This is a genomic window from Herbaspirillum rhizosphaerae (assembly GCF_001189965.1).
GTDB classification, from domain to species: Bacteria; Pseudomonadota; Gammaproteobacteria; order Burkholderiales; family Burkholderiaceae_D; genus Herbaspirillum; species Herbaspirillum rhizosphaerae.
Genome location: NZ_LFLU01000004.1, coordinates 199552 through 218069 on the forward strand (window position 1 = coordinate 199552; position 18518 = coordinate 218069).

The window sequence follows — 18518 nt, forward strand, 5'->3', positions numbered from 1 at the left end:
GCCCTGCCCTGTCCCGCACCACCTCTCATTCTTGATGGATGTAAAGAATGACAAGAAACAGGATAGGGCGACACGGCGCCGCCAGACCCATTCTCAATCCGTTTGAATAAGAAGCCGCACATCAGGCATGTCCAAAAAGCCAGCTCAAAGTCCCGTCGATATCGCGCGTGAAGCGTTCCAGCAGCTTGCTACGCGACGCGTTGCCCCCACTCCCGAAGCTTACCGCGAAGCCTACGAAGAAATCGCCGGCACCAATAGCGGCATCAAGCCCGAAAGCGTGCTCGCCGCCTTTGCCGTCCATCTGACGCAGCAACCCGGCGATATCGGCAAGTTGGGGCAGCGCCTGTCCACCTCCATCGACAGCAGCGACTGGAAAGAGTACGGCGACGAACTGGATCACTTTGTCGAACAGTACTTTCCTTCGCGCAATCTGGTGCCTCACGGCGAACTGGTGCCGATCGACATGGAGCGCCAGTTCATCCGCGACAGCAAGAAGGAAAAAATGCTGCGCGAAGCATTGGCGCGCGTGCTGATCTTCAACCTGGCGTCCTTGCTGCAGGATGCGCCCGACCTGGTGCTGGAATCCAAGACCATCGGCAACGACCTGAAAACGGCCTTCTCCGAACAGGCCATGAACGACGTCATCGGCCGCATCAAGCAGATGAGTTTCCAGATCGAGCTGAAAACCGAAGACATCGCCCAGCAGCAGGAGCTGCTGATGCGCCTGTTCCAGCTGCTGCTGGAAAACATCCACGGCCTGCTGGAAAAGGGTTCGTGGCTGAGCAGCCAGATTACCGCCGTGCAGGAACTGATTACCGGCCCGATCAGCAAAACCTCGCTGGCCGACGCCACCAAGACGCTCAAGGAAGTCATCTACAAGCAAGGCTTGCTGAAGAACACCCTGTCCGAAGAAAAGGTCACGGCCAAGAATCTGATGCTGACCTTCGTCGACCGCCTGAGTGCGATGGTGTCGACGACGGACAACTATCACAAGACGATTACCGGCTTTTCTCAGCAAATCAGCCAGGCATCCGACATCAGCGACCTGAACTCGGTGCTGACCGGCATCATGAACGCCACCAAGGATGCACAGGACGAAGCCCTGCGCTCGCGCGACGAGATGATCAACGCGCGCCAGGAAATGCAAAAAGCCGAAGCACGCATCCAGGCGCTGGAATCGCAGCTGGTGCACATGGGCGAGCTGGTGCGCGAAGACCAGTTGACCGGCAGCCTGAACCGGCGCGGCATGGACGAATCGCTGGAGCGCGAAGTGATCAACGCCGAGCGCCGCAATACGCCGCTGTGCATCGCCCTGCTCGATCTCGACGACTTCAAGCGCATCAACGACACGCACGGTCATGCCACCGGCGACGAAGTGCTGGTGCATCTGGTCAATGTGGTCAAGGATACGCTGCGCAAACTGGACGTGATTGCGCGTTTCGGCGGCGAAGAATTTTTAGTGCTGTTGCCGGAGACGGAACCGGCCGAAGCCATGCAGATCATTACGCGCGTGCAGCGCGAGCTGACCAAGCGCATCTTCATGCACAACACGCAGCGCTTGCTGATCACCTTCAGCGCCGGCATCGCCTATCGCGCGGCGGGCGAAGGCCAGGCCGATCTGATCAAGCGCGCCGACGTGGCGCTGTACAAGGCAAAGAACGCCGGCAAGAACCGCGTGATTCTGGCCGACTGATTCAGGCCAACGCTCCCTTAAGCCGCTTGCCCTGACTGAGGCCGGCGCCACGCGCGCCAGCCGGCAATCGCCAGCAGTACGAACAAGCCGTACAGCACTGCCGTCAGCGTCAGATGCTTGTAGAGATACAGGCCGACATAGAGCACGTCGACGGCGATCCAGACCAGCCAGTTTTCGATCTTCTTGCGCGACAGCAGAAATTGCCCGACCAGACTGCCGGCGGTCAGGAAACCGTCCATGTGCGGCACGTCCGTATCCGTAAATCGATGCAGGAAAACCGACAGGACGGCGAATCCCAGCAGCCACGCCAGCACCGACCACAGCACGCCGCGCGCAGACAGGCGCGACACCTGCAAGGGCTGATGCGCAGTACCGCCGCGCAGCCATTGATACCAGCCCCAGACCGATACGGCGACAAACACGCATTGCAGGCCGGCGTCGCCATACAGGCGCGAGTTGACGAACACCACCCCATACAGCGCCGACGACAAGATCGAGAACAGCCAGGCCCAATGGTTCTGGCGGATGTTGAGCGCGACGGTGATGATCGCCAGTAAAAAGGAAATGAGTTCCAACGGCGTTGTAACCAAGCCGGCGAAGCCGAGCAACGGCAGACTATCGTTGAGAGACATGAAGACGATCCCTCCTAGCGGGAGGGCGAGGAGGAAGATGCAGAGGATGAGGACGAAGATGGCGGCTTCACGGCGCCGGCCGAACCTGAGGCCGCCGCTGCAGCAGTCGCAGCGGAATCCGACGAAACAGGAGCAACCGGAGAAGCCGGCGGCGTTCTGGCGCCGCCAGGATTGCCGTCCAGCACCTGAATGAACACTTCATTCTGCTTGATCATGCCCAGCTCATAACGCGCGCGCTCTTCCACCGAACCGGTGCCCTGCTTCAGGTCTTCCACTTCGGATTCAAGCTTGGCGTTGCGCGCCTTGAGTTCGTTATTTTTCTTTTGCGCCTGCTGGACTTGCTTGTCCAGGTCCCATACCCGCAACCATCCGCCTTTGCCCAACCAAAGCGGATATTGGATCAGCACCAGGAGCGCTGTGAGGCAGAGGATGATCAGGCGCATCGGAAGAATGCCGGGTGATTGTCCGGCAGGCGAATGCTGCCGGACATCTTGCTTACTTCAGATTGTAGAAAGCCGAACGGCCAGGATAGCTGGCGATATCGCCGAGGTCTTCCTCGATACGCAGCAACTGGTTGTACTTGGCCATGCGGTCCGAACGCGACATCGAACCGGTCTTGATTTGCAGCGCGTTGGTGCCGACAGCGATGTCGGCGATGGTCGAGTCTTCGGTTTCGCCCGAACGGTGCGAGATCACGGCAGTGTAACCGGCGCGCTTGGCCATTTCGATGGCGGCGAAGGTTTCGGTCAGGGTGCCGATCTGGTTGATCTTGATCAGGATCGAGTTGGCGATGTTCTTGTCGATGCCTTCTTTCAGGATCTTGGTGTTGGTGACGAACAGGTCGTCGCCGACCAGCTGGACCTTCTTGCCCAGGGTTTCAGTCAGCAGCTTCCAGCCGGCCCAGTCATTTTCAGCCATGCCGTCTTCGATGCTGATGATCGGGTACTTGTCGCACCACGACGCCAGCAGGCCGGTCTTTTGCGCCGATGTCAGCACCATGTTCTCGCCTGCCAGATGGTAGTTGCCGTCCTTGTAGTATTCGCTGGCGGCGCAGTCCAGGCCCAGGGCGATCTGCGTGCCTGCTTCGTAGCCGGCTTCTTCGATCGCTTGCAGGATCAGCTGGATGGCTGCTTCGTGGCTGGCCACGTTAGGCGCAAAGCCGCCTTCGTCACCGACCGAAGTCGCCAAGCCCTTGGCGTGCAGGATCTTCTTCAGGGTGTGGAACACTTCGGCGCCGTAGCGAATCGCTTCGCGGAAGCTCGGTGCGCCGACCGGGATGATCATGAATTCTTGCAGATCGAGATTGTTGTCTGCGTGCGCGCCGCCGTTGATGACGTTCATCATCGGCACCGGCATTTGCATCGAACCGCTGCCGCCGAAATAGCGGTACAGCGGCAGGCCGGCTTCTTCAGCAGCAGCCTTGGCTACAGCCATCGACACGGCCAGCGTGGCGTTGGCGCCCAGGCGCGCCTTGTTTTCGGTGCCGTCGAGGTCGATCAGCGTGCGGTCCAGGAAAGCCTGTTCGTTGGCGTCCAGGCCCATGATCGCTTCGGAGATCTCGGTGTTGATATTTTCGCAGGCTTGCAGCACGCCCTTGCCGAAGTAACGGCTCTTGTCGCCGTCGCGCAGTTCGATCGCTTCACGCGAACCGGTCGAGGCGCCGGACGGCACAGCGGCGCGGCCCAGCACGCCGGATTCCAGCAGGACGTCGCATTCGACAGTAGGATTGCCGCGCGAGTCGATTATTTCACGGCCGATAATATCAACGATTGCACTCATTCAAACATCTCCATCAAGCAAGGTTTTAGCAAATTTTTATAGAGAGAAGTCCGGCTTGTGCGCCCCGACAGTCGCAACGTCGGGGCACGCAGGCCGTTCAGCTTCAGGAAAAATCGTTTTCCAGGAAAACCGACTTCTTCACGATGCGATCCAGTTCGATCATCGTGCCCAGCAGCTCCTTGATACGAGCCAGTGGAACAGCGTTGGGGCCATCGGATTTGGCCTCGGCCGGGTTCGGATGTGTTTCCATAAACACGCCGGCAATACCTGCCGCAATCGCCGCGCGGGCGAGTACGGGTACGAATTCGCGCTGGCCGCCGGACGACGTGCCCTGCCCGCCCGGCAACTGCACCGAGTGAGTGGCGTCGAACACGACCGGAGCGCCGGTTTCGCGCATGATCGCAAGGCTGCGCATGTCCGAAACCAGATTGTTGTAGCCAAAGGACACGCCGCGTTCGCATGCCATGAAGTTGTCTTCCGGCAGGCCGGCTTCCTTGGCCGCCGCGCGCGCCTTGGCGATCACGTTGACCATGTCGTGCGGCGCCAGGAACTGGCCTTTCTTGATATTGACCGGACGCCCCGACTGCGCGCAGGCGCGGATGAAGTCGGTCTGGCGGCACAAAAAGGCCGGCGTTTGCAGCACGTCGACAACTTCCGATACCGGCTTGATCTCGTCGATTTCGTGGATGTCGGTCAACACCGGCACGCCGATCTGCTTCTTGACCTTGGCCAGGATTTCCAGGCCTTTTTCCATGCCCAGACCGCGGAACGAGGTGCCGGACGAGCGGTTGGCCTTGTCGAAGGACGACTTGTAGATGAACGGGATGCCCAGTTCAGTCGTGATCTCTTTCAAGGTGCCGGCGGTATCCAGCGCCATCTGTTCCGATTCGATCACGCAAGTGCCGGCGATCAGGAAGAAAGGCTGATCGAGGCCGATGTCAAAACCGCACAGTTTCATGCTTTTCCTTTTGCTGCCGTCGCGTCATGGTGCGCCAGCGCAGCCTTGATGTACGAGATGAACAATGGGTGGCCGTCGCGCGGAGTGGACTTGAACTCCGGGTGATACTGCACGCCCAGGTACCACGGGTGCGCATTCTCGCCGCCGGTGCGTGGCAATTCCATGATTTCGCACAGGTCTTCGCTCGGCGTACGCGCCGACACCACCAGACCGGCCTCTTCCACGCGCGGCAGGTAGAAATTGTTCGCTTCGTAACGGTGGCGGTGACGCTCCGTTACCTTGTTGCCGTAAATCTCTGCCGCCAGCGTACCCGGCTTGACGTCGCAGGTTTGCGCGCCCAGGCGCATGGTGCCGCCCAGATCCGAATTGGCGTCGCGCTTTTCGACCTGGCCGTCGTGGTTTTGCCACTCGTCGATCAGGGCCACCACCGGTTGTTCCGTTTCCGGATCGAACTCGGTGGAGTTGGCCTTGGTCAGGCCGGCCTTGTTGCGCGCATATTCCAGCAGCGCCACTTGCATGCCCAGGCAGATGCCGAGGTAAGGCACCTTGTTTTCACGCGCGAATTTCGCCGCAGCGATCTTGCCTTCCACGCCGCGCTTGCCGAAGCCGCCCGGCACCAGGATCGCGTCGTACTTCGCCAGCTCGGCAGTGCCGGTGGTTTCGATCTCTTCCGAATCCAGGTATTCGATATTGACGCGGCTGCCGGTATGGATGCCGGCGTGGCGTAATGCTTCGGTCAGCGACTTGTACGACTCGGTCAGATCGACGTATTTGCCGACCATGCCGATGGTCACTTCGTGCGAAGGATTTTCTTGCGCGTGGATCAGCTTGTCCCACACCGTCAGATCTGCCGGCTGCGGCGACAATGCCAGTTTTTCGCAGATGATGTTATCCAATCCCTGATCGTGCAACATCTGCGGAATCTTATAGATGCTATCTGCATCCCACACCGAAATCACGGCGTCGGCAACCACGTTGGAGAACAGCGAAATCTTGTCGCGCTCGTCGTCGGGAATGCGGCGGTCCGCGCGGCACAGCAAGGCGTCCGGCGAAATACCGATTTCACGCAGCTTTTGCACGCTGTGCTGGGTCGGCTTGGTCTTGAGTTCGCCGGCCGAGGCCAGGTAAGGCACCAGCGTCAGATGCACGAAGGCGGCGGCGTTGCGGCCGGCGCGCAGGCTCAGCTGACGCGCTGCTTCGAGGAACGGCAGGGATTCGATATCGCCGACGGTGCCGCCGATTTCAACCAGCGCCACGTCGAAACCTTCGGCGCCGCGATGGATGAAGTCCTGGATTTCGTTGGTGATATGCGGGATGACCTGCACGGTCTTGCCCAGATATTCGCCGCGACGCTCCTTGCGGATCACCGATTCATAAATCTGGCCGGTGGTGAAATTGTTCACCTTCTTCATCTTGGCGGTGATGAAACGCTCGTAGTGGCCGAGATCCAGATCGGTTTCGGCGCCGTCGTCGGTAACGAAGACTTCGCCGTGCTGGAATGGGCTCATCGTTCCCGGATCAACGTTGATGTAGGGATCGAGCTTCAGAAGGGTGACTCGGAGACCGCGCGATTCGAGGATCGCAGCGAGAGACGCGGCGGCAATTCCCTTACCCAGGGAAGACACGACGCCGCCAGTGACAAATACAAACTTGGTCATTACAAAGAAGTGCCGAACGGCACGTGCGGGAAATTCAAATTATACCCCAAACCGTCCGCTTTTGATCCCCCTGTTTTCAGGGGCCGTCAGATTTCCCGCCGGAAAACCCGCAATTTCATTTCCCCCAAAGCAAGGCCTGAATCATTTCATGCGTGGCGCCCGCGGCTGCGCCGGGCGACTCCATGGGGAACAGATGCCCGCCCGGAATCTGCCTGAAATGCGGCCCGACCAGCTTTTTGGTAGCCGCCAGTCCGGCCAGGCGGCATTCCACCGAGTCCGTGCCGCCGACAAAGCCGACCGGCACCGGATATTGACGGCGCGTCAGGGCGCCGAGGTGATGCGGAATTGTCCGATAGACAGCAGTTTCGGTCTCGCGGGTAAAACGCAGCTTGACGCCGCCGGACGGCTCCGGCTCCACGCCGGCAGTGACGTAGTCGCGCAACACGCGCTCCGGCCAGGCGGCGAACATGGCCTTGGCGGCATAGTGCTGATACGCCGCCTCCATGTCCGGCCAGGCGTTGCGGCGCTTGATGGAGGCCACCGCCGGCGAACGCTTGCTCTCGATCTTGAGCAGCTTGAACAGATGCAGCGCCGAAGCGCGCCACCCCGCCACGATCGGCGAATCCAGCAACACCACGCAACGCACCAGGTCAGGCCGCTTGCGCCCCGCCAGCAGGCTCAGGATGCCGCCCATGGAATGGCCGACCAGGATCACCGGTTCGTTATAGCGCTGCGCCAGTTCTTCGCCCAGTTCCTTGCCCAGCTTGCGCCAGCCGTCGTCAACCGGATACTTGGGATTGTGCGCATGCATGGGCAAGGCGCGCACGTCGTAGTGCTCCCGCAACTGGTCGAAAAACATGCCGTAGGTTCCCGCCGGATAGCTGTTGGCGTGGGCAAAGTGCAAAATCGGTTTGTTCATGATGGAAATGCAATATCTGTTTATTCGTTACGACACGCTGCCGGCGCCTCAACTGTTACAAACCTTGTCATGTCGCGGCGGGCAAGTTCATTCGCACCATGGAGATGATCCACGCCGGCTCAATGAAAGGAATGATTGCCTGCACAGCATCGTTGCCGTCGTCCAGATGACCGACGTCAAACATGCTCCGGCAAGCCTCGCCGGCCGGAACGTCCCCATTCCCGATCAAACCATAAAGCAAATCGTTCCATGCGCTGTAAGAGGATAGCAGAACCATAGATGGCGGCACATCGAGTTCCAGCATGAGGATCCCGGCCTGCCGATCTGCCTCGCTGAACAGCTCAAGCGCGCAATCGGCAACGCTCACGTCGCCCGCAAGCCTCTGCCAGCACCATACCGGGGCCGAATTGACGGCCTCACCGCTCCGCCCTTCCCATACCGCAACCAGCCAACGATAAGCTGGCAACCAGGCCTGTTCGACACACGTCCAAGGGACGACATAACGTTCGCCGCTTGTCAACGCGGCCTCCCGTTGCGCCAATTGAAACGTCAGCAATTTCATCTGTTCATCTGCTCTCAGCGTCCATACCAGTAACGCGCATGTTCGCGCCGGTATTCCTGGACGCTGACGCCCTTGTCGAACAAGACGGTAACCGCGCCGGATTCGTCGTTGCGCATGCGGCGAATTCCCATCTGGGCATAGCGTTCGAAAACCGCCGGCTTGGGATGATTGAAGCGGTTGCGATAACCGACCTGGAACAGCGCCACCTCCGGACTGACGGCGCGCAGGAAGGCTTCCGTGGATGAGGTGCCGCTGCCGTGATGCGGCGCCAGCAGGACGGTAGCGCGTAAATTGGCGACGGCGGCGCTGTTGACGAGTTCGTCTTCCTGCGTCGCTTCGATATCTCCGGGCAACAGGATGGAATTTTTACCCAAAGTCACCTTCAGCACGCAACTGCGCGCGTTCGGCTTCCATTTGTCGCTATCGTAGATGGATTGCACCGGGTACAGCATGCTGAACTCGGCGCCGTCCCAGCGCCAGCGCTGCCCCGCCAGGCAACGCCGGTGATCGGGCGCGGCCTGCACGACAGGACTGGCCGGCGACAAGGATGAATACACGCGGTCGACCGCGATATCCTTCAGCACCGACAAGGCGCCGCCGGCGTGGTCGCTGTCGCTATGGGAAATCACGACCACGTCCAGATGGTTGATGCCGCGCGACTTGAGATACGGAACGATGACCCGGTTGCCGCCGTCGGACTCCGGCGAGTAAGCCGGGCCGGTGTCGTACAACAGACGGTGCTCCGCGGTTTCGACCAGCAGCGCCATGCCCTGCCCGACGTCGAAGGCGGTGACCTGCATCTTGCCTTCTTCCGGCCAGGTCGGGGTATTCAACAGCAGCGGCAGCCAGCCGAACAGACCCAGCCAGCACGCCGACCAGCCGCGCGGCGCCAGCAGCAGCATGGTTCCCGCCAGCGCCAGCAAGAACATCCACAGCGTCGGCAGCGGCGTTTGCCAGACGGCATAGGGCTGGCTGCTCAACCAGCCCAGCACGCCCACCAGCCACTCCACCATGGCGTGCGCCGACCACAATATCCAGTCCGACAAGGGCGGCGGCAAAACGCTGCCCAGCAGCGACAACGGCGCCACCACCAGCGTAATCAGCGGAATCGCCAGCGCGTTGGCCAGCGGGCTCACCAGCGAATACTGGCCGAACAGCAGCAAAGTCAGCGGCAGCAAACCCAGCGTCACCACATATTGCGTGTATGCACCTGCGCGTATCGCCCGCCACAGCAGCACCGCGCGCGATGGTTTGCGGTGGCGCTCGACTGCTGTCATCACTACCGGTTCGGTCGCGGCATCGCTGCCGACGCGCCCCGACGAGGCAAACAGGATGATCGCCACCGCGCCGAACGACAGCCAGAAACCCGGCCACAGCAAAGCCCAGGGATCGGCCAGCAACACCACGCCGAGCGCCAGACACATGACATAGGAGATATGCGTCAGCCGCCCCGTCCAGAACGCCGCGCCGACCACCGCCAGCATGTACAGCGTGCGCTGTGCGGGAATGCCGAAGCCGGCCAGCAAGACATAAATCAGGGCGGCCGCCAGGCCGGACAGCACCGCGACCTTGGGCGCGGGCAGGATCAGCGGCAACTGCGCCCGGGTGAAGAAAGAACGACGCCACAAGAAACTGAAGAATGCTGCAAACAGCCCCGCAATCATCGTGATGTGCAGCCCGGAAATGGCCACCAGATGACCGATGCCGGTACGATTGAAAATCTCCCAGTCGGCCCGGTCGATGGCGCGCTGATCGCCGATCACCAGCGCCACGATGACGCTGGCGTATTTCTGTTTGGGCAAAGCGGCCAGAATGCGGTCGCGCAGCCAGCCGCGGCAATACTGGACGATATTGCCCGGCGTCTGGACAAACGGCTGCAGACGCTGGTTCTTATACGCCAGCTGGGTATCGGAACGCACGGTGCCGGTCGCGCGCAAGCCCTGCTCCAGCAGCCAGACTTCGTAATCGAATCCATTCGGATTGGCAGCGCCGTGCGGACGCTTCAGCCGGACGGTAAGTTGCCAGCGTTCGCCCGGCCGCACCTGGGGAACGGCCGTCAGCGAGATCGCGCCGGCGTCGCTGAACGGCCCGGCCGCATACCAGGACAACGACAAACGGGACGGAACCGGCGGCACCCCGTTGGCTTGCGGCGCGATGGTTTCGACCAGGAAGTTGAAGCGCACGCCACGATCGAAACGGTACGGCAGGCTATCGACCGTACCGACGATCGTGACATCCTGCCCTTCCCACGCCGACGGCAGCTCCTGATCCAGATAATATTGGGCGTACAAGCCGCCCCAGGCGAAGCCGATGCATATCCCGGCGATGTTGAAAACGGCAATCCGCAGCACGGCGCCGAAGCCGGTCTTGCCCAGCCGCCAGCCCATCAGCAGCAACACCGCCGCCAGCACCAGCAAGCCCATGAGCCACTGGAAAACCGGCAACTCGGCCTGCATCTGCAACAACGCTATTCCTGCGGCAAAACCGAGAATCGCGCTGCGCATGGCTTAGCAGACCGCTGCCAGACGCGGCATCGCCGCACGCGCATTGGCAGCCGTCGCCAAGGCGATATCTTCGGTGCTCATCCCGCGCAATTCAGCCAGCACCTCGCCGATACGCGGAATCTGGTCCGGCGTATTGCGCGCCGGATGCAGCCAGGCCGGGGAAATATCGGGCGCATCGGTTTCCAGCACGATGGACTCCAGCGGCATGTCGGCCGCCAGGCGGCGAATCTGCAGCGAGCGCGGGAAGGTCATGGCGCCGCCGAATCCGAGCTTGAAACCCAGTTCAATGAACGCCTGCGCCTGCTGATGACTGCCGTTGAAAGCATGCGCGATGCCGCCGGGCACCGTGATGCGACGCAGGTATTTGAGGATGATGTCTTGCGAGCGCCGCACGTGCAGCAGCACCGGCAGAGCATATTCGCGCGCCAGCTTAAGCTGTTCGCTGTAGAAGTGTTCCTGCTTGTCGCGCAGGGCGCCTTCCTTCAACTCCGGGACGAAGAAATCGAGGCCGATCTCGCCGATGGCGACGAAGCGTTTGTCTTCCAGCGCTGCTTCGACCGTCTGGCGCAAGGCGTCGAGATCGCTCTGCTCCGCCTTGGGCACATACAGCGGATGAATCCCCAATGCATAGACGCAATTGCTGCGCCGGGCCGCCAGTTGCGCCACCGCCTGAAAATTGAAGGTCGCCACCGCCGGCACCACGATCATGCCGACGCCCTGCCCGGCCGCCTGGTCGGCGACGGCAAGTTCTTCGCCGGCAAATTCGCCGGCATCAAGATGGCAGTGGGTATCGATCCACATAAGCGACAGGACGGAAATAATGAAAATGACGGCCGTATTCGGGACGCTTAACGACGACGGGCCGGAAAAACCGACCCGCCATTCTTATATCATGTTCAGGCCTGTATTCAGGCCTCAGGCCGCCTGCATCGAACGTCCCAGCTTGCGCAGGAACTCTTCGCAACGCTCCAGTTGGGCGATCGCAACGAACTCATTCGGCTTGTGCGCCTGGATGATGTCGCCGGGGCCGCACACGATGGTCGGGATGCCGATGCGCTGGAACAAGCCTGCTTCGGTCGCATAGGCCACCTTGCGCTTCTCGTTGTCCTGCGTCAGGGCGCGCACCAGCGCAGTGATGGCTTCCTGCTCTGCCGTTTCCAGCGCCGGGCTGCCGGCAATCACGCCGATGTCGATTCGGGCGTCCGGATATTCCGCCTGCATTTTCGGCAGCAAGTGGTCGCGCACGTAATGCGTGATCTGTTCCTGGATCTTGTCCGGCGACATGCCTGGCAGATTACGGAATTCATAGGTGAATTCACACAGATTCGGAATCGTGTTGATCGCGATGCCGCCGCGGATCTGGTTCGTCGTCATGGTCGAAAACGGCACGTCGTACAGCGTGTCGTAAGGGCCGTTGACCTTGTAGGCATCGGCGAAATCGCGGATGGCGCAGATCAGGCGCGCGGCGTATTCGATGGCGTTGCATCCTTGCGGCGTCAGCGACGAGTGCGCCGACTTGCCGTGCACGCTGCACGAGAAAACATTGATGCCCTTGTGCGCCACGACGACTTGCATATTGGTCGGCTCGCCGACCACGCAGCCTTCCGGATGAATGCCGCGCTCCTGCAACTCGGCCAGCATCGACGGCGCGCCGGCGCAGCCGATTTCCTCATCGTAGGAAAACGCCAGATGCAGCGGCTTGGTGCGCGGCATCGCGAGGAATTCCGGCACCAGCGCCAGCGAAGCGGCGATATAGCCCTTCATGTCGCAGCTGCCGCGTCCGTACAGCAGGCCGTCGCGCTCGGTCAGCTTGAACGGATCGCTGTCCCAGTTCTGGCCGTCGACCGGCACCACGTCGGTATGTCCCGACAGCACGATGCCGCCCTGCGTGTTGCCGGCTTCCGGGCCTTGCGTGGCCGGCAGCGTGGCGAACAGATTGGCCTTGGTGCGCTCCTTGTTGTGCGCAAACCAGGGCGTGATGCCCTGCTGCTGCAGGCTGTCGCGCACGGTGGTGATCAGTTCCAGATTGGAGTTGCGGCTGGTGGTGTCAAAGGCGACCAGCTTTTCCAGCCATTGTCGGGTGTTCATCATGATGTCAAAACTCAGGTAAATGGATTGGATGGCAAAACAGGTTTGCCACGATAAAAATCATGGTTCAGGCTGGTCATTGATTTGCTCCGTCAGTTGCGACAGGGCAGTTGACTGCGCCGCCGGCGCTGCGGAGGCTTCACTGTCTACCTTCGCCAGCCACGTTGCAAAGTGCTGCCCCAACGCTTCTCCGACGTCCTGCAAAATGGCGCACGTGCCGAGCACGGGTCCCAAAAGACCGCCGCGCGAGCGTTCTTTTCTCTGTGTCGACTGGACGAGGCGGCCATCCTGCATGAGATCAGCGCGCACCGTGATGCCTTTGGAGCCTGTCCATCCACCACCGCCAATGCCCTGAACGCTGATGATGGTCAGCTTCAACACTTTTCCCGTAGCCATTTTGGCAGGATCTTGCACTTGTTGCGCGTCGGGACGCTTTTCAGCGATTTTTTGAAAAACATTGTCGCCGACGATAGACTCAACGGCACAGTCATTCTTGACGCGCGGCACCACGTAAGCATCTGAATCATAGGCAGCGGGAACCTGCACCTGCAAAGGCTCGTTCGCCTGCACTATCGGACTGACGAGCCATAAGCCTGCCAGAACGATTCCCCCGATATTTTTCTTGTTCACTGCGCCCCTTATTCCCAGAGTTGCAAGCCGTTTTCAGACAAGCGCAGCACGCGGCCGCAGCGGCGCGCCAGCTCGATGTCATGGGTGACGATGACAAAAGCCGTGCCCAGGGTTTGCGACAATTCAATCATCAGTTCGAACGTCTTGTCCGCCGTCGAGCGGTCCAGATTGCCGGTCGGCTCGTCGGCCAGCACGCAAGCCGGTTTGGTGACCAGTGCGCGCGCCAGGGCGACACGCTGGCGTTCGCCGCCGGACAGTTCGCCCGGCACGTGGCGCACGCGATTTTCCAGGCCGACGCGCGTCAGGATTTCGCGCGCCTGTTCCTGCGCCTGATCGCGCTTGACGCGGCGGATCATCAGCGGCATGGCGACGTTGTCCAGCGCGGAAAACTCCGGCAGCAAATGGTGGAACTGATAGACGAAGCCCAGCGCCGCATTGCGCAGGTCGCCGCGGGCTGTTTCTCCCAGGTTGGCGAAGTCCTTGCCTTGCAGGCTGACGGTGCCGCCGGTCGGCGTGTCGAGGCCGCCCAGCAAATGCAGCAGCGTCGATTTGCCGGAGCCGGACGCGCCGACGATGGCAACCTGCTCGCCGGACTTGACGTCGATATCCACGCCGTTGAGCACCTTGACCGAATATTTGCCTTGGGTAAACGTCTTGCCCAGTCCGCGACAAGACAGGACGATTTGATTGCTGGTGATGGGATTACTCATAACGCAGGGCCTCCGCCGGTTTGACGCGCGCTGCCGCCCAGCTTGGGTACAGCGTCGCCAGGAAGGCCAGCACTACCGCCACGCCACCTATGGTCCAGACATCCGACCAGATCAGGTCGGACGGCAATTCGGAAATCACGTAAATGCTCTTGGGCAAGAACTGCACGTGCAACAAGCGTTCGATGAACGGCACGATGACGTCGATGTTCAACGCCACCAGCACGCCGAAGCCGACGCCGAGACCGGTGCCGATCAGCCCGACCAGTGCCCCCTGGATCACGAAGATCTTCATGATCGATCCCGGCGACGCGCCCAGCGTGCGCAGGATGGCGATGTCGGCCTGCTTGTCGGTCACGGTCATGACCAGCGTCGACACCAGATTGAACGCCGCCACCGCGATGATCAGAGTCAGGATGATGAACATCATGCGCTTCTCGGTCTTCACCGCAGCGAACCAGTTGCTGTTTTGCTGCGACCAGTCGCGCAGGTAGAGATTGCCGTTGAGCGTCTTCGACAGCTCATACGTCACCTGCGGCGCCTGCAGCATGTCCTTGATGCGCAAGCGCACGCCGGAAGGCGCATCGAGACGGAACAGCCGCTCCGCATCTTCGATCTGAATAAAGGCCAGCGACGAGTCGAATTCGTAGTGCCCCGCTTCAAAGATGCCGACCACGGTGAACTGCTTGAGCCGCGGCAGCACGCCGGCCGGCGTCACCTGCCCCTGCGGCGCGATCAGCGTGACCTTGTCGCCCAGGCCGACGTGCAGGCTGCGGGCCAGCTCGCCGCCCAGCACGATATTGAATTCACCCGGCTTGAGATCGGAGAACTTGCCCTGCTTGACCTGGCCGGCGACATCCGACACCTTGGGCTCTTCCGACGGCAGCACGCCGCGAATCACCACGCCGCGCACATTGTCGTCGCGCGTCATCATGGCCTGCGCCGCCACATACGGCGCGGCGCCGATGACTTCCTTGTTCTGGAAGGTCTGCTTGGCCACGGCCTGCCAATCCTGCATGGCGCCGGAAGCGTCGAACACTTCGATATGCGACAGCACCGACAGCATGCGGTCGCGCACCTCTTTCTGGAAGCCGTTCATCACCGACAGCACGACGATCAGCGCGGCAACGCCGAGTGCGATGCCGGCCATGGAAATCAGGGAGATAAAGGAGATGAAACTATTGCGGCCGCTGCGCTTGCCGGCGCGCGTGTAACGAATGCCGACCAGCCATTCGAAGGGTAAATTTTTAATCAGACTCAAACCTGGACTCACTTTTCACGAAGGAGGATTGCCGGAACGGCTGCAACAACGATGCAAAACGGGAAGTTCGCAAGAAAACCGGAGGAAAGACGGCAAATCCACACGGTAAAAACGATGCCGAACGACAATGCGCCAGTTTGCCACACTCTCCGGCATCTTTCACTGTTGTCGTTCAGCGCCGCCTCACGGATCGCCAGGTCAGATCGCAAAAGTGCGACTTAGTTTTGCCGCGAGCGTTTATTTACCTTTCGCTGCTGCTTCCTCATAGAGGCTTTTGGAACGAACCCAGGGTTTTCGCCTACAATCGCGGCATGAATCATCTCGATATCCTCATCCCTTTCGGCCTGCCGCAAGCCGAGTTGGCGCGCGATCTGACGCGCCAATGCAAAGCCCCCGCACTGGCCATGTTGTTGGCGCGCAGCAAGAATACCCATCCCCTGCAGAGCCTCGATCCGTTTTCCCGCGCCTTGCCGCATGAGCACTGGATCAGCCGCCGGTTCGGCCTGACTGCGGCCGACGGCAAGGACGAGCGCAGCAACAGCCCGCCGGCTTCGGCTGCGATCCTGTGGGCGCACGGCCGCCAGGCGATGGAAGGCCACTGGTTTGTACTGCAGCCGGCGCACATCCACGTTGCCCGCGATCATCTGGTGCTGACCGACATCGGCCAGCTGGAACTGGACGAGGCGCACTCGCGCCGCTTGTTTGAATCCGCGTTGCCGCTGTTTGAAGAAATCGGCCGCACGCTGATCTACATCGACGCTGCTACCTGGATGATGCGCGCCGACGATTGGGCCGGCCTGCGCACCTCGTCCCCGCAAGCCGCCAGCGGCCGCAACATCGACATCTGGATGCCGGAAGGCCCGGGCGAGCTGGCCTGGCGCAAGCTGCAAAATGAAGTGCAGATGCAATGGTTCTCCGAATCCATCAACGAAGAGCGCGAAATGCGCGGCAAGAAGGCCGTCAACTCTATCTGGATCTGGGGCGGCAGCGACGCCGCGACCGCCTCATCAGTCTCCACGGCATCCGCTTATCAAGCCGCTTTCGGGCTGAACGGCTGGCCGCAGGCATTGGCGCCAGGCGCATCCCCACAAGCAGACATCACTCCCGACACCATTTTGGCCGCAGCGGGCGAACGCGGCCTGCTGATGCTGGACGACTTGCTGGAAGCAGGCCTGGCCAACGAATGGGGCGTCTGGCTGCAGCGCGTGGAAGCGCTCGACGCCGCCTGGTTCGCGCCGCTGCTGCAGGCGCTGCGGGAAAAACGCCTGGATAGCCTGTCGCTGATCCTGACCGGGCAGGACAAGCTGCTGCACCTGACTGCCACAGCCTCGTCGCTGCGCCGGTTCTGGCTCAAGCCCTCGCTGGGCAAACTCGCTGCGCAAGGTTAAACAGATGATCCGCATTACCACCCGCTCCTACGACCCGCGCCATGTCGACGACCTGATCCACAGCGGCATCCATCCCGTGCTGGCGCGCGTCTATGCCGCCCGCGGCCTGCTCAGCACCAAAGACCTGTCGAGCGAACTGAGCGCGTTGATTGCACCGTCCGGCTTGTTGCACATCGATGCCGCCGCCGTCTACCTGGCCGACGCCATCGCCGCCAACAAGAAGATGGTGATCGTCGCCGACTATGACTGCGACGGCGCCACCGCCTGCGCGGTCGGCCTGCGTGGCTTGCGCAGCCTGGGCGCACAGGTCGACTACATCGTGCCGAACCGCTTTGAATACGGCTACGGCCTGACGCCGGAAATCGTCGAACTGACCATCCGCGAAAAATCGCCCGACATCATCGTCACCGTCGACAACGGCATCGCCAGCATCGAGGGCGTCGCCGCCGCCAAGGCGCGCGGCATCGACGTCGTCGTCACCGACCACCACTTGCCCGGCGACAGCCTGCCGGACGCGCGCGTGATCGTGAATCCGAACCAGCCTTCGTGCGGCTTCCCCAGCAAGAACCTGGCCGGCGTGGGCGTGATGTTTTATGTATTGCTGGCCCTGCGCGCCGAGATGCGCAAGCGCGGCATCTTCGATGCGCAAACCCAGCCCAAACTTGACACCCTGCTCGATCTGGTCGCGCTGGGCACGGTCGCCGACGTCGTCAAGCTCGACGCCAACAACCGCATCCTGGTCGCGCAAGGATTGAAGCGCATGCGCGCCGGCCGCATGCACGCCGGCATTGCCGCACTATTCCGCGCCGCCGGACGGGAAGCGCGCCGTGCCACGCCGTTCGACCTCGGCTTTGCCGTCGGTCCGCGCCTGAATGCCGCCGGCCGCCTGGCCGACATGGCGCTCGGCATCGAATGCCTGACCACCGACGATGAAGGCCGCGCCTGGGAAATCGCCCAGCAGCTTGACGCCATCAACCGCGAACGCCGCGACATCGAAGCGGGCATGCAAGACACCGCCCTGCTGCTGCTGGACGACTTCAACCCGCAGGACCGGCGCACCATCAGCGTGTTCGACGCCTCCTGGCACCAGGGCGTGATCGGCATCGTGGCCTCGCGCCTGAAGGACAAGTTTTACCGCCCGACCATCACCTTTGCGCCCGGCGACGAAGGCCTGATCAAGGGATCCGGCCGCTCGATCGCCGGCTTCCACCTGCGCGACGCGCTCGATCTGGTGTCCAAGCACGCGCCGTCGGTGATCACCAAATTCGGCGGCCACGCCATGGCGGCCGGCTTGACGATCCGCGCCGAAGCCTTCGATGCATTTGCCGATGCGTTTGAAGAAGTAGGTAAGGATTGGTTAAGCCAGAACCAGCTGGAACGCGTCGTCGAAACCGACGGCACGCTGGAAGATGCCTACTACTCCGTCAATTTCATCAGCCTGATGGATGAGCAGGTCTGGGGCCAGGGTTTTGCACCGCCGGTGTTCTGCGATCGTTTCCGCGTGGTGAACCAACGCATACTCAAGGAAAAACACCTTAAATTGCTGCTGGAAAAAGACGGACAGAAATACGATGCGATCTGGTTCGGCCACGCCGATGCGTTGCCGGATTACGCCACAGTTGCTTTTAGATTGGATGCCAACGAATATAACGGTACAACCAAGGTACAGTTGATGGTGGAACACGCGGAACCCGCTTAGCCCGCACCGTCAGCAAACTGACAGGGAGCTGGTGTGAAAT

General features: G+C 61.3%; 16 protein-coding genes. 3 read left to right on the top strand and 13 right to left on the bottom strand.

Annotated elements, in window-relative coordinates:
* Window positions 1-127 precede the first annotated feature (127 nt).
* Window positions 128-1693, top strand: a complete 1566-nt coding sequence (locus tag AKL25_RS08205) for a GGDEF domain-containing protein (protein WP_050477155.1) — start codon at window positions 128-130, stop codon at window positions 1691-1693.
* A 17-nt stretch (window positions 1694-1710) separates the two neighbouring features.
* Here AKL25_RS08205 and pnuC read toward each other — a convergent pair whose 3' ends face one another.
* The 13 genes from pnuC to AKL25_RS08270 all read right to left on the bottom strand — a co-directional run bounded on the left by pnuC (window position 1711) and on the right by AKL25_RS08270 (window position 15391).
* A complete protein-coding gene (gene pnuC / locus AKL25_RS08210; protein ID WP_050477156.1) occupies window positions 1711-2325 on the bottom strand; it encodes a nicotinamide riboside transporter PnuC in 615 nt (204 codons plus the stop codon).
* Between the two features lie 14 nt (window positions 2326-2339).
* The gene (gene ftsB, locus AKL25_RS08215; RefSeq protein ID WP_050477157.1) at window positions 2340-2768 is read right to left on the bottom strand and encodes a cell division protein FtsB; all 429 of its coding nucleotides are present in this window, start codon (window positions 2766-2768) and stop codon (window positions 2340-2342) included.
* A gap of 52 nt (window positions 2769-2820) precedes the next feature.
* Entirely contained in the window at window positions 2821-4104 is a 1284-nt protein-coding gene (eno, locus tag AKL25_RS08220) for a phosphopyruvate hydratase (protein WP_050477158.1), read from the bottom strand.
* 103 nt (window positions 4105-4207) lie between these two features.
* Window positions 4208-5062, bottom strand: coding sequence for a 3-deoxy-8-phosphooctulonate synthase (kdsA, locus tag AKL25_RS08225; RefSeq protein ID WP_007879117.1), 855 nt, complete (start codon window positions 5060-5062; stop codon window positions 4208-4210).
* On the bottom strand, window positions 5059-6720 hold the full coding sequence (locus tag AKL25_RS08230; RefSeq protein ID WP_050477159.1) for a CTP synthase: 1662 nt from the start codon (window positions 6718-6720) through the stop codon (window positions 5059-5061). The genes kdsA and AKL25_RS08230 overlap by 4 nt, the downstream gene beginning before the upstream one ends.
* Before the next feature lie 115 nt (window positions 6721-6835).
* Window positions 6836-7639, bottom strand: coding sequence for an alpha/beta fold hydrolase (locus tag AKL25_RS08235; RefSeq protein ID WP_050477160.1), 804 nt, complete (start codon window positions 7637-7639; stop codon window positions 6836-6838).
* 67 nt (window positions 7640-7706) lie between these two features.
* The gene (locus tag AKL25_RS08240) at window positions 7707-8201 is read right to left on the bottom strand and encodes a DUF3841 domain-containing protein (protein WP_050477161.1); all 495 of its coding nucleotides are present in this window, start codon (window positions 8199-8201) and stop codon (window positions 7707-7709) included.
* Between the two features lie 14 nt (window positions 8202-8215).
* Window positions 8216-10705 carry a DNA internalization-related competence protein ComEC/Rec2 gene (locus tag AKL25_RS08245; RefSeq protein ID WP_050477162.1) on the bottom strand — a complete coding sequence of 830 codons (2490 nt, stop codon included), beginning with the start codon at window positions 10703-10705 and terminating at the stop codon, window positions 8216-8218.
* Window positions 10706-10708: 3 nt separating this feature from the next.
* Window positions 10709-11506: a TatD family hydrolase gene (locus AKL25_RS08250; RefSeq protein ID WP_050477163.1), complete on the bottom strand. Its 798-nt coding sequence runs from the start codon at window positions 11504-11506 to the stop codon at window positions 10709-10711.
* A 114-nt stretch (window positions 11507-11620) separates the two neighbouring features.
* Complete coding sequence (gene argE, locus AKL25_RS08255; RefSeq protein ID WP_050477301.1) at window positions 11621-12793, bottom strand: acetylornithine deacetylase; 1173 nt, start codon at window positions 12791-12793, stop codon at window positions 11621-11623.
* A 60-nt stretch (window positions 12794-12853) separates the two neighbouring features.
* Complete coding sequence (locus AKL25_RS08260) at window positions 12854-13423, bottom strand: hypothetical protein (protein ID WP_050477164.1); 570 nt, start codon at window positions 13421-13423, stop codon at window positions 12854-12856.
* 8 nt (window positions 13424-13431) lie between these two features.
* Window positions 13432-14133, bottom strand: a complete 702-nt coding sequence (lolD, locus tag AKL25_RS08265) for a lipoprotein-releasing ABC transporter ATP-binding protein LolD (protein ID WP_050477165.1) — start codon at window positions 14131-14133, stop codon at window positions 13432-13434.
* Window positions 14126-15391 (bottom strand): lipoprotein-releasing ABC transporter permease subunit, encoded by a 1266-nt coding sequence (locus AKL25_RS08270; RefSeq protein WP_050477166.1) that lies wholly within the window; start codon window positions 15389-15391, stop codon window positions 14126-14128. The genes lolD and AKL25_RS08270 overlap by 8 nt, the downstream gene beginning before the upstream one ends.
* Before the next feature lie 311 nt (window positions 15392-15702).
* Here AKL25_RS08270 and AKL25_RS08275 point away from each other — a divergent pair, with 311 nt between their 5' ends.
* Entirely contained in the window at window positions 15703-16779 is a 1077-nt protein-coding gene (locus AKL25_RS08275) for a hypothetical protein (protein ID WP_050477167.1), read from the top strand.
* Between the two features lie 4 nt (window positions 16780-16783).
* Entirely contained in the window at window positions 16784-18478 is a 1695-nt protein-coding gene (gene recJ / locus AKL25_RS08280; RefSeq protein WP_050477168.1) for a single-stranded-DNA-specific exonuclease RecJ, read from the top strand.
* Window positions 18479-18518 lie beyond the last annotated feature (40 nt).

What these genes read in the sequence shown, in the direction of transcription:
- recJ (WP_050477168.1), top strand. Translation starts at nt 16,784, where the DNA reads ATGATCCGCATTACCACCCGCTCCTACGACCCGCGCCATGTCGACGAC.
- ftsB (WP_050477157.1), bottom strand. Translation starts at nt 2,768, where the DNA reads ATGCGCCTGATCATCCTCTGCCTCACAGCGCTCCTGGTGCTGATCCAA.
- AKL25_RS08235 (WP_050477160.1), bottom strand. Translation starts at nt 7,639, where the DNA reads ATGAACAAACCGATTTTGCACTTTGCCCACGCCAACAGCTATCCGGCG.
- eno (WP_050477158.1), bottom strand. Translation starts at nt 4,104, where the DNA reads ATGAGTGCAATCGTTGATATTATCGGCCGTGAAATAATCGACTCGCGC.
- AKL25_RS08205 (WP_050477155.1), top strand. Translation starts at nt 128, where the DNA reads ATGTCCAAAAAGCCAGCTCAAAGTCCCGTCGATATCGCGCGTGAAGCG.
- AKL25_RS08230 (WP_050477159.1), bottom strand. Translation starts at nt 6,720, where the DNA reads ATGACCAAGTTTGTATTTGTCACTGGCGGCGTCGTGTCTTCCCTGGGT.
- AKL25_RS08240 (WP_050477161.1), bottom strand. Translation starts at nt 8,201, where the DNA reads ATGAAATTGCTGACGTTTCAATTGGCGCAACGGGAGGCCGCGTTGACA.
- AKL25_RS08245 (WP_050477162.1), bottom strand. Translation starts at nt 10,705, where the DNA reads ATGCGCAGCGCGATTCTCGGTTTTGCCGCAGGAATAGCGTTGTTGCAG.
- lolD (WP_050477165.1), bottom strand. Translation starts at nt 14,133, where the DNA reads ATGAGTAATCCCATCACCAGCAATCAAATCGTCCTGTCTTGTCGCGGA.
- kdsA (WP_007879117.1), bottom strand. Translation starts at nt 5,062, where the DNA reads ATGAAACTGTGCGGTTTTGACATCGGCCTCGATCAGCCTTTCTTCCTG.
- AKL25_RS08250 (WP_050477163.1), bottom strand. Translation starts at nt 11,506, where the DNA reads ATGTGGATCGATACCCACTGCCATCTTGATGCCGGCGAATTTGCCGGC.
- pnuC (WP_050477156.1), bottom strand. Translation starts at nt 2,325, where the DNA reads ATGTCTCTCAACGATAGTCTGCCGTTGCTCGGCTTCGCCGGCTTGGTT.
- AKL25_RS08275 (WP_050477167.1), top strand. Translation starts at nt 15,703, where the DNA reads ATGAATCATCTCGATATCCTCATCCCTTTCGGCCTGCCGCAAGCCGAG.
- argE (WP_050477301.1), bottom strand. Translation starts at nt 12,793, where the DNA reads ATGAACACCCGACAATGGCTGGAAAAGCTGGTCGCCTTTGACACCACC.